The sequence below is a fragment of the Planococcus beijingensis genome (assembly GCF_016820615.1).
In the GTDB taxonomy this organism is placed as follows: domain Bacteria; phylum Bacillota; class Bacilli; order Bacillales_A; family Planococcaceae; genus Planococcus; species Planococcus notacanthi.
This window is the reverse complement of record NZ_JADHDZ010000002.1, coordinates 153,385-177,794: the sequence shown is the minus strand read 5'-3', so window position 1 is coordinate 177,794 and position 24,410 is coordinate 153,385. Positions and strand designations below refer to the sequence as shown.

Annotated in this window: 24 protein-coding genes; 2 read left to right on the top strand and 22 right to left on the bottom strand. The window is 46.4% G+C overall.

The features are described from left to right. Positions 1-83 precede the first annotated feature (83 nt). The 20 genes from recO to lepA all read right to left on the bottom strand — a co-directional run bounded on the left by recO (position 84) and on the right by lepA (position 20,364). Positions 84-866 (bottom strand): DNA repair protein RecO, encoded by a 783-nt coding sequence (gene recO, locus IRE19_RS07075; RefSeq protein ID WP_203339823.1) that lies wholly within the window; start codon positions 864-866, stop codon positions 84-86. Positions 867-878: 12 nt separating this feature from the next. Then, positions 879-1,796, bottom strand: a complete 918-nt coding sequence (era, locus tag IRE19_RS07070; RefSeq protein ID WP_191715892.1) for a GTPase Era — start codon at positions 1,794-1,796, stop codon at positions 879-881. After that, positions 1,780-2,190, bottom strand: coding sequence for a cytidine deaminase (locus tag IRE19_RS07065; RefSeq protein WP_191715893.1), 411 nt, complete (start codon positions 2,188-2,190; stop codon positions 1,780-1,782). Before IRE19_RS07065 ends, era begins: the two co-directional genes overlap by 17 nt. A gap of 19 nt (positions 2,191-2,209) precedes the next feature. Continuing rightward, the gene (locus IRE19_RS07060; RefSeq protein ID WP_203339822.1) at positions 2,210-2,563 is read right to left on the bottom strand and encodes a diacylglycerol kinase family protein; all 354 of its coding nucleotides are present in this window, start codon (positions 2,561-2,563) and stop codon (positions 2,210-2,212) included. Between the two features lies 1 nt (position 2,564). Next, entirely contained in the window at positions 2,565-3,032 is a 468-nt protein-coding gene (gene ybeY / locus IRE19_RS07055) for an rRNA maturation RNase YbeY (protein ID WP_203339821.1), read from the bottom strand. Between the two features lie 14 nt (positions 3,033-3,046). Next, positions 3,047-5,170 carry an HD family phosphohydrolase gene (locus tag IRE19_RS07050; RefSeq protein ID WP_203339820.1) on the bottom strand — a complete coding sequence of 708 codons (2,124 nt, stop codon included), beginning with the start codon at positions 5,168-5,170 and terminating at the stop codon, positions 3,047-3,049. Positions 5,171-5,355: 185 nt separating this feature from the next. After that, complete coding sequence (locus IRE19_RS07045; RefSeq protein ID WP_191715897.1) at positions 5,356-6,315, bottom strand: PhoH family protein; 960 nt, start codon at positions 6,313-6,315, stop codon at positions 5,356-5,358. Positions 6,316-6,559: 244 nt separating this feature from the next. Next, positions 6,560-7,054, bottom strand: a complete 495-nt coding sequence (locus IRE19_RS07040) for a YqfB family membrane protein (RefSeq protein WP_203339819.1) — start codon at positions 7,052-7,054, stop codon at positions 6,560-6,562. Positions 7,055-7,084: 30 nt separating this feature from the next. Next, positions 7,085-8,071, bottom strand: a complete 987-nt coding sequence (gene floA, locus IRE19_RS07035; RefSeq protein WP_191715899.1) for a flotillin-like protein FloA — start codon at positions 8,069-8,071, stop codon at positions 7,085-7,087. 4 nt (positions 8,072-8,075) lie between these two features. Further along, complete coding sequence (locus tag IRE19_RS07030) at positions 8,076-9,401, bottom strand: NfeD family protein (protein WP_203339818.1); 1,326 nt, start codon at positions 9,399-9,401, stop codon at positions 8,076-8,078. A 230-nt stretch (positions 9,402-9,631) separates the two neighbouring features. Then, positions 9,632-9,805, bottom strand: a complete 174-nt coding sequence (gene rpsU, locus IRE19_RS07025) for a 30S ribosomal protein S21 (RefSeq protein ID WP_008431605.1) — start codon at positions 9,803-9,805, stop codon at positions 9,632-9,634. A gap of 95 nt (positions 9,806-9,900) precedes the next feature. Beyond that, positions 9,901-10,569 (bottom strand): deoxyribose-phosphate aldolase, encoded by a 669-nt coding sequence (gene deoC, locus IRE19_RS07020; protein ID WP_203339817.1) that lies wholly within the window; start codon positions 10,567-10,569, stop codon positions 9,901-9,903. 122 nt (positions 10,570-10,691) lie between these two features. Beyond that, a complete protein-coding gene (locus IRE19_RS07015) occupies positions 10,692-11,429 on the bottom strand; it encodes a 16S rRNA (uracil(1498)-N(3))-methyltransferase (RefSeq protein WP_203339816.1) in 738 nt (245 codons plus the stop codon). A gap of 12 nt (positions 11,430-11,441) precedes the next feature. Next, positions 11,442-12,383 (bottom strand): 50S ribosomal protein L11 methyltransferase, encoded by a 942-nt coding sequence (prmA, locus tag IRE19_RS07010; protein WP_191715903.1) that lies wholly within the window; start codon positions 12,381-12,383, stop codon positions 11,442-11,444. Between the two features lie 122 nt (positions 12,384-12,505). Continuing rightward, entirely contained in the window at positions 12,506-13,624 is a 1,119-nt protein-coding gene (dnaJ, locus tag IRE19_RS07005; RefSeq protein WP_203339815.1) for a molecular chaperone DnaJ, read from the bottom strand. Between the two features lie 113 nt (positions 13,625-13,737). Then, the gene (gene dnaK, locus IRE19_RS07000) at positions 13,738-15,564 is read right to left on the bottom strand and encodes a molecular chaperone DnaK (RefSeq protein WP_203339814.1); all 1,827 of its coding nucleotides are present in this window, start codon (positions 15,562-15,564) and stop codon (positions 13,738-13,740) included. 22 nt (positions 15,565-15,586) lie between these two features. Next, positions 15,587-16,192: a nucleotide exchange factor GrpE gene (gene grpE, locus IRE19_RS06995; RefSeq protein ID WP_238943115.1), complete on the bottom strand. Its 606-nt coding sequence runs from the start codon at positions 16,190-16,192 to the stop codon at positions 15,587-15,589. 17 nt (positions 16,193-16,209) lie between these two features. Continuing rightward, positions 16,210-17,244: a heat-inducible transcriptional repressor HrcA gene (gene hrcA, locus IRE19_RS06990; RefSeq protein WP_203339813.1), complete on the bottom strand. Its 1,035-nt coding sequence runs from the start codon at positions 17,242-17,244 to the stop codon at positions 16,210-16,212. 90 nt (positions 17,245-17,334) lie between these two features. Next, complete coding sequence (gene hemW, locus IRE19_RS06985; RefSeq protein ID WP_203339812.1) at positions 17,335-18,474, bottom strand: radical SAM family heme chaperone HemW; 1,140 nt, start codon at positions 18,472-18,474, stop codon at positions 17,335-17,337. A gap of 60 nt (positions 18,475-18,534) precedes the next feature. After that, positions 18,535-20,364, bottom strand: coding sequence for a translation elongation factor 4 (gene lepA, locus IRE19_RS06980; protein ID WP_203339811.1), 1,830 nt, complete (start codon positions 20,362-20,364; stop codon positions 18,535-18,537). Between the two features lie 215 nt (positions 20,365-20,579). Here lepA and rpsT point away from each other — a divergent pair, with 215 nt between their 5' ends. Then, positions 20,580-20,828, top strand: a complete 249-nt coding sequence (gene rpsT / locus IRE19_RS06975; protein WP_191715909.1) for a 30S ribosomal protein S20 — start codon at positions 20,580-20,582, stop codon at positions 20,826-20,828. Between the two features lie 52 nt (positions 20,829-20,880). Here rpsT and holA read toward each other — a convergent pair whose 3' ends face one another. Further along, the gene (gene holA, locus IRE19_RS06970; protein ID WP_191715910.1) at positions 20,881-21,909 is read right to left on the bottom strand and encodes a DNA polymerase III subunit delta; all 1,029 of its coding nucleotides are present in this window, start codon (positions 21,907-21,909) and stop codon (positions 20,881-20,883) included. Positions 21,910-22,065: 156 nt separating this feature from the next. On the opposite strand from holA, the gene IRE19_RS06965 reads away from it, so the two are divergent. After that, positions 22,066-22,200 (top strand): YqzM family protein, encoded by a 135-nt coding sequence (locus IRE19_RS06965; RefSeq protein WP_008431587.1) that lies wholly within the window; start codon positions 22,066-22,068, stop codon positions 22,198-22,200. Between the two features lie 63 nt (positions 22,201-22,263). On the opposite strand, the gene IRE19_RS06960 is transcribed toward IRE19_RS06965, so the two are convergent. Further along, positions 22,264-24,408, bottom strand: coding sequence for a DNA internalization-related competence protein ComEC/Rec2 (locus IRE19_RS06960; RefSeq protein ID WP_238943114.1), 2,145 nt, complete (start codon positions 24,406-24,408; stop codon positions 22,264-22,266). Positions 24,409-24,410: the final 2 nt, after the last annotated feature.

The window sequence follows — 24,410 nt, the reverse complement described above, 5'->3', positions numbered from 1 at the left end:
GCAAAATATGCTGTTTCGTTCACCTGGAAAAATTTTTCTATTTCTTTTCAACTAAAAGCAAAACAAAAAGAGTTGCCAAAAGACTATTCGTCTTTTGGCAACTCTTCTTTTTTCGGTAAAAATTCAGGCGTCCGCTCCAACTGCTCGAGAAACTTCCTGGACTTTAAGCGGATTCCCGCCTTTTCCTCGTAAATGGTGCGAACGATTTGTTTGAGCAGGCTCTTGGATTCTTTTTTTAAGGTCAAGGAGCCCACCCGTTCAATCGGCACAAAATAGAAGGTACGGATCAATTTCACCAAAGCCGGGCTCAAACGGATGATGTAGCGGTCGATGTGGAAGCAGCGATGGCAAAGAAAGCCCAATTCCTGAAATGAAAATGCGAATTCCCCTTCCGTTGCCCCGCAGTTTGCACATTGATGCAGCGTCGGCGTTAAGCCGGCCTGCTGCAGCATCTTCCATTCCACAAACAACGTGATGGCTTCTGGATCATAGCCTTCATCGATGGCGTGAAGCGCCTGATACAGCATGCCAAAAATGACAGGTTGCGGCTCGTCCTGTTCCGTCAGCCGGTCAATCAGTTCAGTCACATAGCTCGCATATGCCGTCGACATGATGTCTTCCCGTATATGCCGCAGCGATTCCAACGGATCTCCCGCCTGCAGCGTACCCATGCCTCTTCCTTTGTAGATGGAAAATGTGCCATGAGTAAAAACCTGGGTAATTGCAGCCAACCGGCTCGCCGGTTTTTTCGCACCTCTCGCCATGCAGGTGATTTTCCCCGCTTCTTTAGTAAACAAAGTGACGATTTTATTCGTTTCGCCGTAAGGCATCGTACGAATGACAATTCCCTCTACTTGACTTTGCATGGGAACGACTCCTTAGTATTCGTCTTCTCTAAAGCCGAAATCGCGTAAATGCATCGCTTTATTGCGCCAATCCTTTTGCACTTTGACCCATAGTTCCAAATACACTTTCGATCCCAGCAGGTTTTCGATATCCTGGCGGGCGCGTGTTCCGATCTGTTTCAGAAGCGCACCTTTTTTGCCGATGACAATCCCTTTTTGGGAATCGCGTTCAACCATAATCGTCGCCTGAACTCGGATCATGTCTTTATTCTCAGAATCCGGTGCGATCTTTTCGATCACTACAGCAATGGAATGCGGAATTTCTTCACGCGTCAAATGCAGGGCCTTTTCACGGATCAATTCGGAAATGATAAAGCGTTCCGGGTGGTCTGTGATTTGGTCTGCCGGGTAGTATTGTGGGCCTTCCGGAAGCCGCTCGCTGATTTTCGCCAATAAGTTCTCCACGTTATTGCCTTCCAGCGCTGAAATTGGAATCGCTTCTGCAAAATCAAATTCATTGCGGTAAGATTCGATGATCTTCGGCAAATTGTCCGGGTGTACCTGGTCGATTTTATTGATGACCAAAAATACAGGCACGTCGATGCCTTTCAACATATCAAGCACGTAACGATCTTCTTTTCCGACACGGTCGACAGCGCTTGCTACAAATAACAGCACATCCACTTCACGGAATGTGTTTTTAGCCACTTTCAGCATAAAATCACCCAATTTATGGCGTGGTTCGTTGATTCCGGGTGTATCAATGAAAATCATTTGGCTTTCATTGGTGGTTACGACTCCCTGCACTTTATTGCGTGTTGTTTGGGGCTTGTCACTCATAATGGCAATTTTCTGGCCCACTACGCGGTTAAGGAATGTCGATTTGCCGACATTCGGGCGACCGATGATTGAAATGAACCCTGATTTGAAACCGTTATTCTCTTGCTGCATATTTTAAATCCTCCGTTGAGAATGCGCCGGGAAGCAATTCACTGATTGTCGTTTCCTGGACGTCACCTTTTAAATTTGTTAAGTATACCGGCATATCCGGTGGGCAGAACTCGGCTAACACCTGTCTGCACGCTCCACAAGGCGATACAGGGCCCGGAGTGTCAGCGGACACCGCAAGTGCCGTAAATGTTTTGTTGCCTTCAGACACCGCTTTAAACACGGCTGTGCGCTCTGCGCAGTTTGTTAAAGAGTAGCCGGCATTTTCGATATTGCAGCCGGTGTATACTGTCCCGTCAGCTGCCAGCAAAGCGGCCCCGACAGGAAATTTCGAATAAGGCACATACGCTGTTCCACGTGCTTCTATCGCTTGCTTCATCAATTGTTCTTTTTCCATGTTTATCACCTCTGCGAATTTAAAACCATTTGGGTAGAAATATTAGTAATCCAATTATAGCACTTGCCACCGCAAATACCAAAACGGCACCTGCCGCCATGTCCTTGGCCTGCTTGGCAAGCGGATGAAGCTCAGATGTCGCAAGGTCCACTACACGTTCAATAGCTGAGTTGAACATCTCCAAGGCCAGCATGCCCCCGATCAGCACAATGACCACCAGCCATTCCAGAAGAGACAGACCCGTCGCCAGCCCTGCAGCCACTACCGCAACGGCCGCCAGAAAATGAAAACGGATGTTTTGTTCATGCTGCAAGGCCGTCCGAATGCCTTCAGCCGCAAACAGGAAAGAGCGGAAAAATCTGCGCGCTTTCATCTTAATCACGTGTTATGCCGAGTGATACCAGAATTTCCTCTTGACGGGAAAACATTTTCTTTTCGTCTTCCTCTGTCATATGGTCGTATCCCAACAGGTGCAGAAAGCCATGGATAGCCAGAAAGCCCAGCTCCCGTTCAAATGAATGGCCGTAATCTGCCGCCTGTTCTTTTGTACGGTCCAGCGAAATAATGATATCGCCCAGCATGCGGGGCTCAGGTGAACCGATGATGGCTGTTTCCCCTTCACCCAACTCCTCCATGGCAAATGAGATGACATCTGTCGGCTGGTCTTTCCCCCGGTATTCACGGTTGATGTCGCGGATCATTTCATTGGTGACAAACGTCACCGATACTTCGCTGTCCCCCAAACCTTCTTCTTTCGCTGCGTGCTCCAGTATTTTTTGCACAAACTCCAGTTCCTGCTGGTTCAGGCTTTCCGTCTCGTCCATAAAATCGATTGCAATCATAGCAGTTCCTCCTGTCAATTGGTTTCTTTCGGATATTCGATGCGTGAGTGGAAAATGCCGTTCAAGGTTTCACACATCACCGCTTTTACTGTCTTCAGCTCTTTCAAGGATATATCACATTCCTCGAATTGCCCATCTTTCAGTTTATCCTCAACTATCGCATCCACCAATTTTTTTATCTTTTCTGATGTTGGTTCCTTCATCGACCGGACAGCAGCTTCCAGGCTGTCTGCAATGCAAATGATGGCAATTTCCTTGGTTTGCGGCTTCGGCCCCCGGTAGCGGAAAGACGCTTCTTCAAGATCCGGGTTGTTTTCCTTCGCTTTATAATAGAAAAACTTCAACAAACTTGTGCCATGGTGCTGTGCTGCCACATCCACGATTTCCTGAGGCATTTTATGTTCCTTAAGCATCTGCGCCCCTTGGAAGCCATGTGCGAGAATGATATCACGGCTTTTCTCTGGCGGCAGCCGGTCATGCGGATTTTCAATGTTCACTTGGTTTTCAATGAAGAATTGAGGCTGTTTGGTTTTGCCGATATCGTGGTAATAACAGCCGACTCTGGCAAGCAGGCCGTTCGCTCCGATCGCTTCACAGGAAGCATCCGCCAGATTGGCGACCATCAAGCTGTGATGGTATGTACCAGGGGTTTCCATCAGGATTTTTTTCAATAAGGGATGATTCGGATTGGACAGCTCAATCAGGCGCATAGTCGACAATAGGCCGAAGGCTGACTCGAAGAACGGCAGCAAACCAATCGCCAAAGCACCGGAAAGCAACCCCGAAACAAGGGCAGCTGTAAAATAAAAGCCGATCTCCGACCAACTATACTGCGTTTGGCCGATCAACAGATAAATGGCGACAAACAGCATATTGACCAATGCGACTGCCAAGCTAATCTGCAGCAGACGCCCACGCCCTCCATCTTGTTCAATCAAATAAATGGCTGTCAATCCACCAAACAGGATATAAAGCGCGACATCAATTTGCAGGGAAGCCGAATAGCTGCTCTGGAGCATGATGCCTGCTGCTGCACTGATTAAAATGGTGACATAGACAGCAGCCCGTTCGCCGGCCAGCAGACGGACAATCATTCCCGCCAGCGCGGTAGGGAAGATAAATGCGATGACAAAATCAAAATTGCCGCCGACCGCATACAATAATTTCATAAGGGCCAAAGAGATGCCGATGACTGCAGTCACCACCAGCAATTCAGTGGTTTTCTTCCGTTCACTCTCGGTTTTTGAACGAGACATGACGGCTAATAGAAGGCCCATGGCGACCAGCACGAAAATAAATAGCCCCAAAAGCGGCTTATAATCCAATTGCTCCTCCGTCATTCCAGCAAGCTCCAGCTGCCGGTACACTTCCCGGTCGACAACCTGGCCTTCCTGGACCAACACCTGCCCCTGCAGAATACGAGTGGGCTCGACACTATTGCGGATCTGTTCCACTTGGCTGGCCGTCAACTCTTCATTGACCAGTTCGTTCGGTATTATCCCGAAACGGCCGATGGTAACCGCTGCTTGGACAACGTTATCCGGAAATTGCTCATTGCGCCGGATGTCCTGCTCGATTTCCGTGCGAATCCTCGCCACTTCTTCTGTCCGAACAGGTTCACTCAAATAGGTTTCCATTAATGCTTCCAATTGCTGTTGCACGGTCAACAAGCTATCATCCGGCAACGCCAATAAAGACCGGAGCATATCATCCGTCAAACGCAAGCCATTTTCACTGGTCTCCATCAGCCGAAGGTCTTCTCTCAACTGAGAGACCATGGCATCCGGAAAACGTTCCTCTTTTTCATTTTCAGGCGCAGCTTTTGCGTCCAGGATATAGCCGAACAGCGATTCGATCAACGCCACCTGATTGGCGGCAATTTCATCTATAAACTGATAGCTTGGCGCAACTTCTTCTGCCAAACGCTGTTTTTCCAATTCTGTTTTAATCGGATCTTCCACTGTTTTTTCTGAGCGAATCGTTTCCGATGACAATTGAAAAAGGTTGATGTCGTATGTATTGCCCTGAACCGATTCCACTAAAGCGGCATATAGGATTAGCCCGGTCAATAAAATGGCCACCACCATTATTTTTCGGTAGCCTAATTTATCAAAGATTTTCTGTGCCCGTTGACGCATGCCTCCACCCCGCTTTTCTACTTCCATCATAACAACTTAAGAAATAGATTTCACCGTGTATTTCTAAAAATTTGAAATTATCTCTATCCTTATGACAACAGATTGAACAGAGCTATCCGAGTCTGCAGCTATCACATAAAAAAGCACACAGGATTTTCATCCCGTGCGCCTTTATTCCACATCAGTCAGCTTGGCTGATTTTCATAAGCTTCAATTATTTTGGCTACCAATGGATGGCGGACAACATCCCCGCTTTCAAGGTACTGGAAGTGGATGTTGCGGACTCCTTTCAAAATTGTTTCTGCCGCAATCAATCCGGATTCCGCTCCACGCGGCAAATCGATTTGAGTTTTGTCTCCGGTAATGATCATTTTCGATCCGAAACCAAGACGCGTCAAAAACATTTTCATTTGTGCTTTAGTCGTATTTTGCGCTTCGTCGAGAATAACAAAAGCTTCATCCAGTGTCCGCCCTCTCATATAGGCCAGAGGAGCGATTTCAATGGTGCCGCGTTCGATAAAACGATTGGTTTGCTCAAGGCCGAGTACATCGTGCAGGGAATCATAGAGCGGACGCAGGTATGGATCCACTTTTTCTTTCAAGTCGCCCGGCAGAAAACCAAGGCTTTCTCCCGCTTCTACAGCAGGCCGTGTCAAAATGATCTTTTTCACATGGCCGTTTTTCAGTGCCTGGACAGCCATCACTACAGCTAAATAGGTCTTGCCTGTCCCAGCCGGTCCGATCCCAAATACCAGGTCCTTGCTGCGTACAGCATGGATGTAATGCCGCTGGCCAATGGTCTTCGCCCGTATCGATTTGCCGTTTGCATTGCGTGCCACTTCTTCGTCGTATAATTCCGCGAAGTATTCAATCGTTCCGTTTTTGGCCATCTCGATGGCAGAGACGATATCGCGTTGATCGATATTGATATTTTTGCGAATCACCCGCAATAATTGTTCAATCAATAATTTCCCAGTCTGCTTGCCCTCTTCGGAACCTGATAATTTAATAACGTCACCACGGGTAATAATATGGATGTCGAACGCTTCTTCAATTAAAGTTAAGTGGTTATCTGATATCCCGAGCAGCTGAACCGCTTCATTTGGGTCTTTCACATGTAATTCTAGTAGGTTGTTTTCTGTCATGTGGACGCTCCTTGGAATCGAGTATTTACTGCTATTTTTACTCTATCATTAAAGATTATCCTTTGTAAAATATTTGTATTAGATAATTCGAACTATAGGATTTTGTTTTCTCGGAATGCGTAAATTTCGCTGGAGTTTGAATCGATTTTCTGTGTAAACCAAAGTTTTATTCCAGCTCTTTTTGTTTACATAATAAAGTTATTAGAAACATAAAAAGGTCGGCCAGTAAAAACTGGCCGACCTTTTATCTTTTGGATTTGGGCGGCATCAAAATCTCCGCCATGATGATCCCTCTTCTGACATCCTCATCAGTCAACGGCAGGAAGTCATCTGCGTCTTTTTCTTTCTGTGCAACGGATGGCTGATTTCTCACTGACCGTAAACCGCCGGTAGTGATGCGGTCTTCTATTTCATCTTGCACTTCACGGGACGACACTCGGCGTTGGACTTCCTGGCGCGCTTCCCGGAGAGGCGTTCGATTTACCGCTTCTTCCACTTGTTTTTTCACTTGCTGTGTTCGTTCAGGTCGCTGGGTTTGCTGTTTCTGCAGTTCCCCGTAAATCTCTTTGGCATAATCTTCTACTCGCTTAAACGTTTTTTGACCAGAACGCCTGTCATCACCAGTGGATGATCTTGTCGGGACGGGGCGTTTCGGAACATCGTCAGCCGAGTCTTTTTTGTTCTTATTGAAAAAAGCACTAATCGCCATGATTACAAGCCCAAATATGAGAGCTTCCATACGAAAAACCTCCCTTATGGTTATCGCCGATTATTTATCGTCGGATTTGTCCATACCGGTTTTTGAAATGGACTCTCGCATACCTGTATCTGCTTGAACATTTTTATAGTTGATATAATCCATAACACCGATATTTCCTGAACGAAGCGCTTCGGACATCGCAAGCGGCACTTCCGCTTCCGCTTCGACAACTTTCGATCTCATTTCCACAACTTTCGCTTTCATTTCCTGTTCACTTGCAACAGCCATCGCTCTGCGTTCTTCAGCTTTAGCCTGGGCAATTTTCTTATCTGCTTCAGCTTGTTCAGTCTGCAGTTCCGCGCCGATGTTTTTGCCGATATCAACGTCAGCAATATCAATCGATAGGATTTCAAAGGCCGTACCTGAGTCCAAGCCTTTTGAAAGAACAGTTTGAGAAATCAAGTCCGGGTTTTCAAGAACTTTTTTGTGGCTTGTGCTTGAACCGAGTGTTGATACGATACCTTCACCAACACGGGCAACGATCGTTTCTTCACCCGCACCACCGACTAGACGGTCGATGTTCGCACGAACCGTGATACGCGCTTTCGCTTTCACTTCGATTCCGTCCATCGCAACACCGGCGATAAATGGTGTTTCAATAACTTTCGGGTTAACCGACATTTGAACAGCTTCCAACACGTCACGCCCTGCCAAGTCAATTGCAGCTGCACGTTCAAATGGCAATTCAATGTTTGCGCGATGCGCAGCAATCAATGCGTTAACTACACGGTCAACGTTACCGCCTGCCAAGTAATGGCTTTCCAGTTGGTTGATGCTGACTGTCAAACCTGCTTTTGACGCTTTGATCAACGGATTTACAATCCGTGATGGAATAACACGGCGCAATCTCATCCCGATCAGTGTAAAGATACTGATTTTAACGCCTGCTGCCAATGCTGAAATCCATAATGTAATTGGCACAAATGTGAAGAAAATTGCCAAAACAATGATGATACCTATTATCGCTGCGCCTAAACCAATTGCTTCAATTCCCATTCTCTTATTCCTCCTCTTGTTTTTCAAGTTCGCGAACAACTATGCGCGAACCCTCTACCTTGATTATCTTAACATCTTTCCCATTGTCGATAAACCTGCCCTCCGAAACGGCGTCAATGCGCTCGTCATCCAGCTTGATTGTGCCTGAAGGGCGAAGCGCCGTTACAGTCCGGGCAATTTTGCCGACAAGTTCCGGGCGATTTGTAGTCGATACATATCCACTTTCTGTATCGGTGGCATCCGTCAAGATAATCCGTTTGAACAAATCCAGCCGCTTACCAAAGAATTTCACTACAATCACCATCCCTACTGTTGCTACTATCATTGCAATAAGTACCGCTATGGCGGTGGACTTTAAATCGCCTCCAGCCAATAAAATGCTGCCAAGAATAGCGGCGATCCCCAGGAATCCGGCAACACCGCCCGGAATAATGAACTCGGCCACCAAAAGCCCGAAGCCGATGACCAATAAAATGATGGACTCGTATCCTGCCAAGCCTGCCACCAAGTGACCATAAAAAAACAGCAACAAGGAAGCCAGCCCAATAATCCCAGGAATCCCGACTCCTGGTGTAAACAGTTCAAGCAACAAACCCAAGCCTGCAATTGACAAAAGGATCGGTACAACGATCGGATTGGTCAGGAAACGAGCTAGACTTTCTGAAAATGTTTCATCGACTGTAACAACCGATGCATTTTCATAGCCTTTTAACGCCAGCAACTCGTCAAGAGAAGATACAGTCCCTTGCGAATAGCCAACCTGTTCAGCTTCCTGCGCTCCCAACGTCAGCAGCTCACCTTCTGCAACTCCCAGCTCCGGGAGAGCCATTGAAGCATCAGCCATTGCCAATGCATACTCAGGATCCCGACCGGCTGTCTGAGCTGCATTCTTCATAGAAGCGAGCCATGCGCTGTTCGCCTTATCCGCAGCCGCATTCCCCGCCTGGTCGATCACCTGAGCAGCGCCCATGCGGCCGTTTGGATGCATATAGATTTCATCGTTATGCAAGGCCAGGAAAGCACCAGCTGATAAAGCATCTTGGTTGACGAATGCCATTGTTTCCAGCTGTGTTTTATTGAGCAGCCGAGCAATGCCATCTGCCGCATCCACAAAACCGCCTGGCGTATCGATTTCAAAGATGATGGCCTCTGCTCCAGCATCTTCAGCTTCTTCAATGCCCCGTTCGATAAAAGCTTGCAGTCCTCGTTCAACTTCATCTTCGATCGGAATTACATACACTGTCGAAGTGTCCGCCTGGATCGCCGGGAGCATGAGCAGAAAAGATAACAGTAAAAGTCCAAATCCTGTATAGACTTTGACTCTGCTCAATGGGATCTCTCCTTTCGCAAGTTAAATTTACTGTTTGTATATATACGGATGAAACTGGATTCGGTTTCATTTTTTTGAGCTATTTCCATTATAAATGATTGGCTGCCCAATAACGAAAGAATGCGCTTACAAATATGACAATTAGAAAAGCCGCCAACACATTTACTGTGTTGGCGGCTTAGGCTGGTCGTTCATATTTTTTAAAAGTCGATTATACTTCTTAATGTCAATTAAAATTTACGTTTACGCGCAGCTTCTGATTTTAATTTACGTTTCACGCTCGGCTTATCATAGTACTCGCGCTTTCTTACCTCTTGCATTGTTCCAGATTTAGAAACAGTGCGTTTGAAGCGGCGAAGAGCATCTTCAATCGATTCGTTTTTACGAACTGTAGTTTTTGTCATCTCTTTTTCCCTCCCTCCGAACACACGTTGAAGCGAAGAACAACAAGTGTTATATACTCAAAAATTATATCGTATTCTCAAAGAAAGGTCAATAGTTAATAATCGGAATCTGAAGTTAAGCCCTGCATAATTTTTACGCCTGAGCTTGCACCGATGCGCGTTGCTCCTGCTTCGATCATCGCTTGAACATCTTCCAGACTGCGAACGCCGCCTGAAGCTTTAACACCCAGATCAGGACCTACTGTCTCGCGCATCAATTTTACGTCTTCGACAGTCGCTCCACCAGTTGAGAAACCGGTTGAAGTTTTAACAAAGTCAGCTCCTGCTTCTTTAGACAGCCGGGAAGCCGCCGCTTTTTCTTCGTCGGTCAGCAGGCATGTTTCAAGGATCACTTTCACGATTGCTTTTCCTTTTGCCGCATTGACAACCGCTTCGATATCTTTTTTCACATGGTCCGTGTTGCCGCTTTTAAGGGCGCCTATATTCAACACCATGTCAATTTCGCCTGCACCTTTTGAAATAGCGTCAGTTGTTTCGAAAGCTTTTGTTTCCGGAGTCGATGCACCAAGCGGAAAGCCGATAACTGTACATACTTTGACTTCAGTTCCTGCCAATTCAGCTGCAGCAGCTTCAACCCAAGTCGGATTGACACATACAGAAGCGAACTTGAATTCAGCAGCTTCTTTGCAAAGCTGGATAACTTGGCTTTCGGTCGATTCCGGTTTTAGTAATGTGTGGTCGATATATGATGCAATGTTCGTCATAATAGAAAATCTCCATTCTTGTTTAAAGTCAGTTACTCATCAGGCCAGTTCCCCCAACCGGGAAATGCCGCCGATCACTGTTCTGAGCGTTTTGGATGCCTTGTACAGGCATAGCCCCATTCCTATTCAAACTCACAGGAAATAGCGGCCAGTGCGTACAAAGGCGCAGTTTCTGTCCGCAGAATCCGCGGGCCAAGCGAAGTGAAAACCGCCCCGAAGTTTTTCAAAGCAGCCACTTCAGACTCTGAAATCCCGCCTTCCGGGCCAAAGACAATCAGGACTGAATCTTTATCATACAACGCTTTTAAAATTTCAGCAAACCGCGTCCGGTTCCCGTCCCGCGCCTCTTCTTCATAAGCGACGATAACGGTGTCATAGGTTTCAGCTTGGACCATCAATTGCTTGAAACTGTGGACGGGATGGATTTCAGGGATGTGGGTTCTGTGAGATTGTTCAGCTGCCTCCTTAGCGATTTTTTGGAGCCTGCCGATTTTTTTCCCGCTTTTGGAACTGTCCCATTTGACAATCGAACGCTCTGCTGCAAATGGCAGCAGCGCGTACATTCCCAGCTCTGTTGCTTTTTGTGTAATCAAATCAAGCTTATCGCCTTTCGGCAACCCACAAGCAATGGTCACTTTTTTTGGCAATTCAACTTGCGTTTCCAATTTCTCGCCAAGCTCCACTTCCACATCGAAATCCGCCGTGACGATTTTTGAAAGGTGCGCTTCGCCTTCCATTACTGCGATCAAATAATCTCCTGCAGTTTGGCGCATAACTTTGGCGATGTGCTTAGCATCATCGCCGGTTATTGCCACTATTCGATTTTCAGGAATTTTGCCTTCTATAAAATATCGTTGCATCGTGGCACCCCGTTATTCAGGTTTTTTGGAAATGATGGTGACCCAATCTTCCATCATCATGACGTCTTCAATGACAAAGCCAGATGCTTCGAGCGCTTCTTTGACATTGTTCTTTTTCGCTGCAATGATGCCGGATGTGATGTACTGGCCACCTGGTTTCACGACCTTGAACGCATCATCTGTAAAGGACATGATGACTTCCGCCAGAATATTGGCGACGACCACGTCACCCGGTTCCTTGATTTTATCGACCAGGTTGCCTTCTTCTACGGTCACAGTGTTTTGAACTTTATTCAGCTTGACGTTGATTGTTGCTGATTTTACAGCAATGTCATCCAAATCCAGCGCATAGACTTCTTTGGCAGAAAGCAAAGCCGCTCCAATCGCCAGCACTCCTGATCCCGTACCTATATCAATGACTCGGTCTCCCGGCTTAACTGTCTTTTCAAGTGCCTGTAGGCTCATAACAGTAGTTGGATGCGTGCCTGTACCAAAAGCCATTCCAGGATCCAATTCAATGATCAATTCATCGCTTGATACCGGATTATAAGTTTCCCATGTCGGCACAATTGTGAAACGTTTGGAGATTTTGACGGGATGATAATATTTTTTCCATGAAGTCGCCCATTCCTCTTCGTTCACTTCGCTGATGGTCACTTCGTTTTTGCCCAAATTAATATCAAATGCCACCAGGTTATTGATAGCCAACTTAATGGCCTCAACCGTTTCGCCTAAAAAACTATTGACCGGCAAATAAGCTTTTAAGATCACGCCGTCCACCGGAAAATCTTCCGGATCCAACGAATAGATTTCACCAAAACGATCTTCCCGTTCTTTCGTCAAATCTTCCGAATCCTCGATGACTACTCCGCTGGCACCTGCTTCGTGCATGATATTGGAAACTGCTTCAATCGCTTCATTCGTGGTATGGATTGCTAATTCTGACCATTTCAATTCCGTCCAGCTCCTTTTTCGCTTCCACAATCAGCAAGACTCCCGCATTACGCAAGAGTCTACTGGTTGCAAAAACTGGATTAATTACTGACAGCAACTTCCCCATCAGTCCAGGTTCTCACTTATTCGCCTTTAATGGTCCGTTTGATTTTATCAAACAGCGAGCTGCTGTGTTCTTCTGGAATATCCCCGCTGATTTCAGCAAACTCACGCAGCAGCTGTTTTTGCTTCTCGCTGAGTTTTGTTTGTGTTTTGACGCGCACAATGACATGTTGATCTCCGGTTCCATAGCCATGAACGTTTTTGACGCCTTTGCCTTTCAGTCGGAAACGGGCTCCACTTTGTGTACCAGCTGGAATCTTCAACTTCACTTTACCTGAAATTGTCGGAACTTCGATTTCATCCCCTAATGCGGCCTGTGGATAGGTGATGGAAATATCCAGATAGATATCGTCCCCTTCACGCTGGAACTGTTTATGCGGTCTGACGCGGAATACAACATAGAGATCCCCTGCTGGTCCTCCGTTGATTCCCGGTCCACCTTGTCCAGTAACGCGCAATTGCTGGCCATCGTCTACACCGGCTGGAATCGTGACTTTGATTTTCTTGACTTTACGCACTTTTCCTTCGCCGTGGCATGTCTGGCATTTTTCTTCGATGATTTGGCCAGAGCCTTCACAATGATGGCAGGCACGGCGGTTGACCATACGGCCAAATGGCGTATCCTGCGTCACATTCAGCTGGCCGGAGCCTTCACAATATGGACATGTCTTCTTCTTCGTACCTGGCTTAGCGCCAGAACCGTCACATGTTCCGCATGTTTCGTCTTTCGGCAATTCAACTTCCGATTCCTTGCCGAATACGGCATCCATGAAATCGATGGTCATGGAGTACTGAAGATCATCGCCTTTACGTGGTGCGTTCGGATCGCGGCGTCTTGAACCTCCACCGAAGAAAGTGCTGAAAATATCATCGAAACCGAATCCCTCAGCTCCGCCGAATCCGCCGCCAAAGCCTTGGTTCGGATCCTGATGGCCAAACTGATCGTATTGTGCACGTTTTTGCTCATCGCTTAATACTTCATATGCCTCTTTAACTTCCTGGAACTTAGCAGAAGCATCTTTATCTTTATTGATGTCCGGATGAAACTTTTTGGATAAGGTCCGGTATGCTTTTTTAATTTCTTCTTTAGAAGCGGACTTGGATACGCCCAATACTTCATAATAATCTCGCTTATTCATAAGTCACTCTCCCTCTAGCAATCAACTGTAATTGTACACGGTTTAAATCACTGATGCAAAGACATTGAAAAAGCCAAAGCATGTTGCTTTGCTTTGACTTTTCAAGTTCTTGCTTATTTTTTATCGTCGTTAACTTCTTCAAATTCAGCATCGACTACATCGTCGTTGCCTGGAGCTGCGCCTTCTTCTTGGGCAGCTTGTTGAGCTGCTGCTGCCTGCTCGTACGCTTTCATGGAGAGGCCTTGAAGAATCTCCTGCAATTTATCTTTTTTCTCACGGATGTCTTCGATGTTGTCAGACTCCAATGCCGCTTTTAGTTCGTCGCGCGCATCTTCCGCTTGTTTTTTCTCTTCTTCAGAGACAACTTCACCAAGGTCAGTGATTGTTTTGTCAGTTGTGAAGACAGCTTGGTCCGCTTCGTTGCGAAGTTCAACTTCTTCTTTTACTTTAGCATCCGCTTCAGCGTTTTCTTCTGCTTCTTTGATCATGCGTTCGATTTCATCGTCCGTCAAAGAAGTGTTGGATTGAATTGTAATTGTCTGCTCTTTTTGTGTCCCAAGATCTTTCGCTTTAACGCTGACGATACCGTTTTTATCGATATCGAAGCTTACTTCGATTTGCGGCACGCCGCGTGGAGCTGGCGGAATATCTGCCAATTGGAAACGGCCAAGCGTTTTGTTGGCTGCTGCCATCGGGCGCTCCCCTTGCAATACATGAATATCTACAGCCGGCTGGTTGTCAGCAGCAGTTGAGAATGTTTGCGATTTTGAAGTCGGGATTGTCGTGTTGCGTTCAATCAATTTAGTGAATACGCCGCCCATTGTTTCAATACCAAGAGATAATGGCGTTACGTCCAATAGGACAACATCTTTAACGTCACCAGTCAATACGCCGCCTTGGACTGCTGCACCCATAGCTACAACTTCATCCGGGTTAACGCCTTTATGCGGGTCTTTGCCTGTTTCTTTCTTAACAGCTTCCTGTACGGCTGGAATACGAGTAGATCCACCGACAAGGATAACACGGTCAATTTCAGAAGCAGAAATGCCAGCATCTTTCAACGCCTGGCGAGTCGGCCCCATTGTGCGTTCAACTAATGAAGAAGTCAATTCATCGAACTTCGCACGGCTCAATGTAACTTCCAAGTGAAGAGGTCCAGCTTCTCCTGCTGTGATAAACGGCAGTGAAATTTGAGTTGACGATACGCCAGACAAATCTTTTTTCGCTTTTTCAGCCGCATCTTTCAAACGCTGTGTCGCCATCTTGTCTTTCGACAAGTCAACGCCGTTTTCTTTTTTGAATTCCTGCACCAAGTAATCGATGACCAATTTATCGAAGTCATCGCCACCCAGACGGTTGTCGCCGGCAGTTGATTTTACTTCAAAAACGCCGTCGCCCAGTTCAAGGATCGATACGTCGAACGTACCGCCGCCAAGGTCATAAACAAGGATTGTTTCATCTGTCTCTGTTTTGTCCAAACCGTATGCAAGTGCTGCAGCAGTAGGCTCATTGATGATGCGTTCCACTTCTAAGCCTGCGATACGCCCAGCATCTTTTGTTGCCTGGCGTTCTGCATCGTTGAAATAAGCTGGAACTGTGATAACCGCTTTTGTTACTTTTTCGCCTAAGTATTCTTCAGCATAGCCTTTAAGATATTGAAGAATCATTGCAGAAACTTCTTGTGGCGTATATTCTTTGCCTTCAGCTGTTACTTTTTGCTGAGTACCCATCAAACGTTTTACGGATTGGATGGTGTTCGGGTTTGTGATCGATTGGCGTTTTGCCACTTCGCCGACTTGGCGTTCACCATTTTTGAAAGCGACAACAGAAGGTGTTGTACGGTTGCCTTCTGGGTTTGGAATGATTTTTGGCTCGCCGCCTTCTAATACTGCGACTGCTGAGTTTGTTGTACCTAAGTCAATACCGATAATTTTGCTCATTATGAATTCCTCCAATAATTTTTTATTCGTTTACTTTTACCATTGCCGGACGGAGAACCCGTCCTTTTAAGATATAGCCTTTTTGCAATTCCTGCAGGACAGTTCCCGGTTCAGCGGAATCATCTTTTTCCTGCATGACTGCCTGATGGAAGTTCGGGTCGAAAGGTTCGCCAACCGCCTTGATTTCTTCCAAGCCTTCGCGGCTGACAGCTTCAATCAAGGATTTTTGGACCATTTCGACACCCTTCATTACAGAAGCCGATTCTTCGCTGGTGGTTTGAAGCGATAATGCACGCTCGAAATTATCCAAAACTGGCAGGATATCTGATAGCAGGGATTGAGAGCGGAATTTATTGGCTAAATCTTTGTCTATTTGCGTACGCCGTTTGAAATTATCATAATCGGCAAGCAGGCGCAAATATTTGTTCTGTTCTGCTTCCAACTGTTTGCGCAGCTCTTCAGCTTCGTCAACCGTTTCTTCCTCTTGCTCAGCGGAAAGGTCGACTTCCGGAGTTTCTGTATCCGCGAATTCTGTTTCCTCTTCAGCAACAGGCGCTTTCGCTTTTTCTTCCACTTCTTCAGCCATATCTTGTTTTTCAGTTTTTAATGGTTCATTTTTTTTTGACAAGTCTATTCCTCCTTTGTTCACGTTCCTTTAAACATGCGGGTCAACTCTTTCGATAAATCACCGCTTAATAGGTCCAATATGGAAACAATACGTTTGTAATCCATTCGTTTTGGTCCGATTATGGCAATTGACCCTGTTTGTTCTTCACCGATATCGTACGACACCGTAATGACACTGCAATCTTCCATTGCCGACAGCGTATTTTCCGAGCCGATGCGGATGTGGAGGCCTTGGCTTCCCACTGGCAAGATCATCGGAATATGCTTGGCTTCTTCCATAACATCCATCAAATTTCTGATTTTCTGGAGATCGTGAAAATCAGGTTGCTTGAGGATGTTCAATTTCCCACCGTAAAAGACGTTTTCATCTTCATGCGGCAATAAAACCGCTTTTCTGAACGTATGGAATAATTCTCCATAGTGTTCAACATGCTGTTTCAAGATCATCAGCGTTTCCTGTTCCAACCGCAGATGCAGGTTGTTCAGCGAGACGCCAACCAGCCGTTCATTGAGGATATTGGCCATCTTCTCAATATCTGATGGGTTAAGACCAGGCGGAATGGAAAACACGCGATTCTCCACATGCCCCGAATCGGTTACGATAATCGCAACCGCAGCATTTTCCGTCAACGGCACGATCGACAATTTCTTAACGATATGCATGCGCACATCAGGCCCCAAAAGAATGGATGTGTAATTGGTCAACTCCGAAAGAATCATCGCCGAGCGCTTAATGATTTCTTCAGTCTCTGTCAATTTTTCTTCAAAGATGGAACGCAATTGCACGATATCCTGTTGCGGCAATGGCCTTGGCGTCAGCAGGTGATCGACATAATAGCGGTACCCCTTTTCGGAAGGAATGCGTCCGGAAGACGTATGGGTTTTTTCCAGGAAGCCCATTCTTTCAAGCTCGGCCATCTCGTTGCGGATGGTTGCCGAACTATAGGAAATCCCAGGCTTCTTGGAGAGTTGGTTCGATCCTACCGGCTGAGCTGATTGAATATAATCATCCACTGTCACCTTTAAGATGAGCAGTTGCCGTTTAGTTAACATGATCATCACCTCTGTTAGCACTCTAAGTACCCGAGTGCTAATACTACATTAAAATTAACAAATATAACGACCCTTGTCAACGCAAGACCCCTATGCCAATAAAAATTGTTCAAATACTTCGTTGCCGACAAACCGGCCTTTTCTGGTCAACCGGACAAAGTCTCCGGCGATCTCCAAATTTTTCTTTTCGATTTCCTTTTCCAATATGCTGCCGTATACATCCTGTATCGGTTTTTGGAACTTATCCTGGAAATGCAGCAGTGATACACCGTTTGTCTTCCGCAGCCCTAAAAACATTTCCTCTTCCATTTTTTCATGGACTGGCACTTCATGTGTATTGAGGATCGGGCGCTGGCCTGAATCCAGCGGTTCCATGTATTTTTTCAACGGTCCGGCATTCGAATAACGGATACCGTCTACATAACCATGCGCGCCTGCTCCAACACCAATGTATTCAACATTGTCCCAATACAGGAGGTTATGCCGGGACTCATGGCCTGGGCGCGCGAAGTTGGAGATTTCATACTGTTTCAGTCCCCGGCCGTCCATTTCATTCATCAATCGTTCGTACATATCCGCTTCCAAATCTTCTGTGACAGTATTCAACTTGCCTTTTGTCATCAAGTTGTAGAAGACCGTCTTCGGTTCAATGATCAGCGAATATGCGGAGAAATGCGGCAAGTCGAAAGCGAATGCCTGTGCGAGCGTATCTTCCCATTGCTGCATGCTCTGGCCCGGCAGCCCGTACATCAAATCAAAACTCAAGTTTTTGAAGCCGACTTGGCGCGCCGATTCGACCGCCCGCCCAACATCGGTATTGCTGTGTGTCCGGCCAAGCCGTTTCAGCAGGTCTTCATCAAATGACTGGACGCCCATGCTCAAACGGTTGACGCCTCCGTCAAACAACACCTGCATTTTGTCGCGTGTCAGTTCATCCGGATTGGCTTCTGAAGTCCATTCCAAGTCGTCTGCCATCGGCACATAGCGGTGGATATAGGACAACAGCTTCTCCAGCTGAACAGGTGTCAGCGAAGTTGGCGTGCCGCCTCCCAGAAAAATCGTTTCAAGCGGCTGGTCAAGTGCTCCTTGTTCTTTCCATAAAGCCAGCTCCTTCCCGACAGAATCGATATAGGCATCTACGGGCTGGTCTTTGAAAAAGACTTTATTGAAATCACAGTAAAAGCAGATCTGGTGGCAGAATGGAATATGGATATACAATCCTTTAACCATTTTTATTTCCTCTTTTCTAATAAGAAAAGGAGGCTGAAATTCCCGCCCCCTTTTTTCCGTTTATTTTGATTGGTCATCCATTTTCAGGATCGCCATGAATGCTTCTTGTGGAACTTCAACAGATCCAACTTGCTTCATGCGTTTTTTACCTTCTTTTTGCTTGTCCAAAAGTTTGCGTTTTCGGGAGATATCCCCGCCGTAACACTTGGCAAGAACGTTTTTGCGCATGGCACTGATGGTCTGGCGTGCAACAATCTTCTGGCCGATGGCGGCTTGGATCGGCACTTCGAACTGCTGGCGCGGGATCAGGCTTCTCAACTTATCAACGATCACTTTGCCGCGTTCATAGGCAAAATCACGATGGACGATAAAGCTTAAGGCGTCGACTTGTTCGGAATTCAGTAGAATATCCATCTTCACAAGTTTCGACTCTTTGTAGCCGATCAATTCATAATCAAATGAAGCGTAGCCTTTTGTTCCCGATTTCAGCTGATCAAAGAAATCATAGACGATTTCAGCAAGCGGCAGCTCATAGATGATGCTGACACGTGTGTCGTCGACATAATCCATTGTCATGAAATTGCCTCGCTTGCGCTGGCAGATTTCCATAACTGCGCCGACATAATCATTCGGGACCATGACAGTCGCTTTGACATAAGGTTCTTCAACCATTTGGATTTTCTGCGCGTCCGGCATCATGGCAGGGTTATCGATTTTCAGGATTTCCCCGTCCGTCATGTGTACGTCGTAGATTACACTTGGTGCTGTTGTGATCAAATCAATGTTGAATTCACGCTCGATGCGTTCCTGAATGATTTCCATATGCAACAAGCCGAGGAAACCACAACGGTAACCAAAGCCAAGCGCCTGGGAAGATTCCGGTTCAAATTGCAGAGCGGCATCGTTCAACTCCAATTTCTCCAGCGCATCACGCAAGTCGTTGTATTTGGATGTATCGATCGGATACAATCCGCAATAAACCATCGGATTCAAACGGCGATAACCTGGCAATGCTTCTTTTGCCGGGTTATTGGCCAATGTAATGGTATCTCCGACGGTGGAATCGCCGACATTTTTGATGGCCGCGGTCAAAAATCCGACATCGCCAACCGTCAATTCATTACGAAGCGTTGCATGAGGAGTGAAAACCCCTGCTTCAATCACTTCAAATTCTTTTCCGGAAGCCATCATCTGGATGCGGTCTCCAGGCTTCACAGTTCCTTCCACAATCCGGATATAAGCGACGACGCCACGGTATGGATCGTAAAGGGAGTCAAAGATCAATGCTTTTAACGGCGCATTCGGGTCGCCTGTTGGTGCAGGAACTTTTTCGACAATCTGTTCAAGAATATCCTCGATGCCGATACCCGCTTTTGCTGAAGCCAATACAGCTTCAGAAGCATCCAATCCGATGACATCTTCGATTTCCTGGCGAACACGCTCCGGATCGGCAGCAGGCAAATCGATTTTATTGATAACTGGCAGGATTTCCAAGTCATTGTCCAATGCCAAGTAAACGTTCGCTAAAGTCTGGGCTTCTATGCCTTGAGCCGCATCGACAACCAGTACAGCGCCTTCACAGGCGGCCAGGCTGCGTGATACTTCGTAAGTGAAGTCGACATGGCCCGGTGTGTCGATCAAATGCATAATATAGATTTCTCCGTCTTTGGCTTTATAATTCAGCTGGACAGCATTTAATTTGATGGTAATGCCACGTTCCCGTTCAAGATCCATGGAATCCAGTGACTGTGCTTTCATTTCACGGGAAGTCAGCGCTTCCGTCTTTTCTAAAATTCGGTCAGCAAGCGTAGACTTGCCGTGGTCAATATGCGCAATAATTGAGAAGTTGCGGATTTTGCTTTGACGGGATAATCTTTCCTCATTATTCATTCTCTTCACTCCTAAATAAACTACTATGAATTATAGCAGTACAGCACGGATTGAGCAATGAAAGCCCCAGAAATCATTTCAGTGTCAAGTGAAACTTCTTTGCACGTAACTATTGCATTCCTGTCGTTGATTTGATAAAATAACTCTTGTTGTATAGAGACATTAAAGAGTTGGGATGATTTCCCCTCTTACATATTGTCTAGGAGGTGAAAGATATGCCAAACATTAAATCTGCAATCAAACGTGTGCGCACGAACGAAACTAAAAACGCTCAAAACTCACATGTGAAATCAGCAATGCGTTCTTCTATTAAGAAAGCTGAAACAGCTTTGACTAACAAAGACGATAACGCTAGCGATTCTGTAAAAGCTGCGATTAAACAGGTGGAAAAAGCGGCTTCTAAAGGCTTGATCCATAAAAACACTGCAGCTCGTAAAAAATCGAGCTTGATGAAAAAAGCGTAAAACCTTTTAAAAAGCCGGTTCCTCCAGGGGAACCGGCTTTTTTCTATGCATGTTAACGTTTCATTTGAGACGCGCGCTTCATCAGGAAAAATTCCAGGATGCGTTCGCGGTTGCCGCTGACTGTCTTCAGCTGCAGATCGATCGCCGCCAAATCCCCCAATACTTGAAGCAGCCGCTTCTCGGAAATCTGTTGGCGCTTTTCCACCAGCAGCTTGACCCGGTACGGATGGGCTTTCAATTGTTTGGAGATCTGCTGCGCATGATAGCCTTTTTTCTGCAAGTAATAGACTTGGATCATGAAGCGAATCTGCGAAGCCAGCAAAGCCGTCAGCGCCACAGGTTCTTCTTTTTGCCTCAACAAATCATAATAGACACTGAGTGCGCCGCTGACATCGCCGTCCAAATAAGATTGCAGCATTTTGAAGGCATCCTGTTCGAGCGTCCGCGCAGTCATTCTTTCTACAAGGTCTACCGTGATATCGCCTTCCGCTGCACCAAGGTACAACGACATCTTCTCAATTTCCGAAGACAGCAGAGTCAGATTGGTGCCTGCCATTTCCATCAGCCGCTGCGCCGCTTTCAAATCGATGCCTTTTCCAAAACTTTTCGCTTCATGCATCAGCCAGCTTTCCAGATCATTTGTCTGCAAAGATTTCGCTTCCACCAGAACGGTATGCTGTTTCATCAGCTTGGTGACTTTTTTCCGCTCATCCAGCTTTTCATAAGGTGCAACAAAAATCGTCACAGAACTGCCCGGTGGATTTTCAAGCCACGCTTCCAAAGCCTTCAAGTCATGATTGATCTTTTCCTTGCCGCGTTCCGCCGCTTTCAGAAACGAAGCATTGCGAGCGATTATGAGCTTCCGGTCGCTGAAGAAAGGAATGGTATCCGCTTCATCGATGACGTGGTCAACAGGAACTTCATCCAAATCAAAAAATGTCAGTTCCAATTCCCCGCCGTCCGTTAATTTATCTTTTAATAAGTCCAATGTTTTTTCAATGAAATAGCTTTCTGTTCCCACTATGAGATAAACAGGGTCTATTTGCCCGCTGCGTATGGATTTCCACACGGATGTAATCATCGTATCAGCCTCCCTCTCTCTACTATATCGGATTTTTGCCCATTTGGGTATTTGACAGTTATGTGTCAGCGCAGAAATTCGTTTGTTAAAGTCCACTTCAATCTAGATTTTTATTCAGACTTCGCTTATAATTAGAAGGAATTAGGAGGGATTTCAATGAATGAATTTGAACAGAATGTACAGTCCAAACGTAACGATGCAATCGACGCGGGAATGGGCTTTGTCGTATCCTTTGGATTTTTCGCCCTTATCTTTATCATCGCTGGACTTGTACAGTTCGCTGCACGGTAATTAAATCAAAAAAGGTTCCGGAGTTTCATATCCGGAACCTTTTTTTGTTGCTCAATACATCAGTCAACGCATAGTCTCCAACTCCACCTGTCCATCATTATATAACAGCCGGATGGTGCCGTTTTCAGCAGTGTTCAATGTACGGAGTTCCAATTCACTAAAGCGCTCGACCACTTCCAGGCTCGGATGTCCGTAACGGTTATCAGCACCCGTCGAAAATATCGACAGTGCAGGCTTGAGGGCAGCCAGGAAGCCTTCGCTGCTGGATGTTTTGCTGCCATGATGACCGACTTTCAATACTGTCAGCCCGGCAAGATCAGGTTCGTAAGACTCCAGCAGACGCGCTTCGCCTTCCGCTTCCAGGTCTCCCGTAAACAAAATTCGGTAATCGCCCGTTTTCATCAGCAATACCAAGGAATCATTATTGCCTTCGTACTCCTCATCATCCGGCGACAGATACGCAAAGTGCGTTTGTCCTACGGTCCAGTTTGATCCCTTAGCCGGAAATGCCACTTCCGTCTGCGCCGCATCAGGAGCCAGTTCGACCATCAACGCGTTCGCCGCTGACCCTGGCGTCAAATGCAACTGATCAATAGGAAACAGCTTGAAAATCTCCTCTGCTCCTTCTGCGTGATCGGCATCCGGATGCGAAATGATGAACAGATCCAGTGAAGAGATTCCACTCCCCTTTAAATAAGGTGCTACAACCTGCCTGCCAATTTCGTAAGGTCGCTTCTTCTCCTTAAAAGCTTCAGTATCGAATCGCAGCAAGCCCCCGCTGTCGATCAAATAGACCGCTTCCCGGTAAGGCAATTCAATTACTGCACTGTCCCCTTGGCCAACGTCCAAAAATGTCACTTTCAAACGCGGATCCAAATAAGGCAACGCTGTGAAAAGCAGGGCCGGAAAGATCAAAATCAACAATTGGCGCCAATGGAACCCTAACTCTGCAACACAATAAAATACATAAACACTGGCAATGAGCAAACAGACGGCCAGAACTCCCGGCTTTCCAGGATTCCATAATTGATAAGGCAAATCCGCCAGCCACAGCATTAATTGCCCAACCAGCCCACGCAAAGGTTCGTAAAAATAAAACATGAAATCTGCCGCCGGCTGGTACAGCAGAGTCAGAAACAACAGCAAAAAATTCATCGGCAGAATCAGCAAGGTGAACAGCGGGACAAACAGGCTATTCACCAGGAATGCAGACAGAGACAATTCATAAAAATGAAACAGCAGCAACGGATACAAGGTCACTTGAGATATGAAGGTGATGACAAATCCCGTTTTCAAAGCAGACTGGATTCCCGCCAACAATTTCAACGAGTAAATAATACCGAATGTCGCGCCATAGGACAGTTGGAATCCAATTTTGAAGAGGACATACGGATTCCATAACAGCAAAAGAATCATACTAGTTAACATAACATTTGCAATAGGCAACCGGAATCCAAGCAACTTTCCTGTTAATACAAGAGTTACCATGCTGACAGCCCGCCAAACTGAAGGGGCACCACCAGCCATGACTGCGTAAAGCGGCAGAATGATGAGCAGAATGACTGTAGCCGACTCTTTTCGGACATGCAGGCGGGTAAGGATGAAATACAGCATCCCTGATGCGATTCCCACATGCAATCCCGAAATGGCAAACAGATGAGAAATTCCAAGCGTTTGATAAATGCGTTGATCTTCCGGGTCCATGTTTTCCCGCTCCCCGATCAGCAGCGCTTCCGCTTCCACTGACAAGCTTTCGGGAAAATGTTCACGGATATGGCGCTTGAGTGCATCACGCCTCCCCAACAGCCCTGTAAACCACGAATCGTTTTCGCTGATGCCTTCAATCGACTGAACAACCAGTAACTGGGAAGCTCCATTGTGGATCAGATATTCTTCCATATTGAACGAATAACGATGGGAAGGCGGTGACGGAACCTCAAATACCCCCTTTACCAGAAAGTCCGACCGGTCCACCAGGCCTTCCAGCTGATTTTTTTGCTCTTCCGAAGCTATTCGATAACGGGCATAGACGACCGTCCCATCCGCGATTACCGCAAAGCCTCTTAGGCTGTCACCATCGACAGCTGATCCTGCACGGAATGTCAGTTCACCCGAATAGGGAAGCGAGTAATCAAAATGGTCCTGGCTCCGGAAATCCTGCAAAAGGTAAATCGCGCCAGCAACTAAAAAGATACTGAGAATAAGCATCG

What these genes read in the sequence shown, in the direction of transcription:
- recO (WP_203339823.1), bottom strand. Translation starts at nt 866, where the DNA reads ATGCAAAGTCAAGTAGAGGGAATTGTCATTCGTACGATGCCTTACGGC.
- era (WP_191715892.1), bottom strand. Translation starts at nt 1,796, where the DNA reads ATGCAGCAAGAGAATAACGGTTTCAAATCAGGGTTCATTTCAATCATC.
- IRE19_RS07065 (WP_191715893.1), bottom strand. Translation starts at nt 2,190, where the DNA reads ATGGAAAAAGAACAATTGATGAAGCAAGCGATAGAAGCACGTGGAACA.
- IRE19_RS07060 (WP_203339822.1), bottom strand. Translation starts at nt 2,563, where the DNA reads ATGAAAGCGCGCAGATTTTTCCGCTCTTTCCTGTTTGCGGCTGAAGGC.
- ybeY (WP_203339821.1), bottom strand. Translation starts at nt 3,032, where the DNA reads ATGATTGCAATCGATTTTATGGACGAGACGGAAAGCCTGAACCAGCAG.
- IRE19_RS07050 (WP_203339820.1), bottom strand. Translation starts at nt 5,170, where the DNA reads ATGCGTCAACGGGCACAGAAAATCTTTGATAAATTAGGCTACCGAAAA.
- IRE19_RS07045 (WP_191715897.1), bottom strand. Translation starts at nt 6,315, where the DNA reads ATGACAGAAAACAACCTACTAGAATTACATGTGAAAGACCCAAATGAA.
- IRE19_RS07040 (WP_203339819.1), bottom strand. Translation starts at nt 7,054, where the DNA reads ATGGAAGCTCTCATATTTGGGCTTGTAATCATGGCGATTAGTGCTTTT.
- floA (WP_191715899.1), bottom strand. Translation starts at nt 8,071, where the DNA reads ATGGGAATTGAAGCAATTGGTTTAGGCGCAGCGATAATAGGTATCATC.
- rpsU (WP_008431605.1), bottom strand. Translation starts at nt 9,805, where the DNA reads ATGACAAAAACTACAGTTCGTAAAAACGAATCGATTGAAGATGCTCTT.
- deoC (WP_203339817.1), bottom strand. Translation starts at nt 10,569, where the DNA reads ATGACGAACATTGCATCATATATCGACCACACATTACTAAAACCGGAA.
- IRE19_RS07015 (WP_203339816.1), bottom strand. Translation starts at nt 11,429, where the DNA reads ATGCAACGATATTTTATAGAAGGCAAAATTCCTGAAAATCGAATAGTG.
- dnaJ (WP_203339815.1), bottom strand. Translation starts at nt 13,624, where the DNA reads ATGAATAAGCGAGATTATTATGAAGTATTGGGCGTATCCAAGTCCGCT.
- dnaK (WP_203339814.1), bottom strand. Translation starts at nt 15,564, where the DNA reads ATGAGCAAAATTATCGGTATTGACTTAGGTACAACAAACTCAGCAGTC.
- hrcA (WP_203339813.1), bottom strand. Translation starts at nt 17,244, where the DNA reads ATGTTAACTAAACGGCAACTGCTCATCTTAAAGGTGACAGTGGATGAT.
- hemW (WP_203339812.1), bottom strand. Translation starts at nt 18,474, where the DNA reads ATGGTTAAAGGATTGTATATCCATATTCCATTCTGCCACCAGATCTGC.
- lepA (WP_203339811.1), bottom strand. Translation starts at nt 20,364, where the DNA reads ATGAATAATGAGGAAAGATTATCCCGTCAAAGCAAAATCCGCAACTTC.
- rpsT (WP_191715909.1), top strand. Translation starts at nt 20,580, where the DNA reads ATGCCAAACATTAAATCTGCAATCAAACGTGTGCGCACGAACGAAACT.
- holA (WP_191715910.1), bottom strand. Translation starts at nt 21,909, where the DNA reads ATGATTACATCCGTGTGGAAATCCATACGCAGCGGGCAAATAGACCCT.
- IRE19_RS06965 (WP_008431587.1), top strand. Translation starts at nt 22,066, where the DNA reads ATGAATGAATTTGAACAGAATGTACAGTCCAAACGTAACGATGCAATC.
- IRE19_RS06960 (WP_238943114.1), bottom strand. Translation starts at nt 24,408, where the DNA reads ATGCTTATTCTCAGTATCTTTTTAGTTGCTGGCGCGATTTACCTTTTG.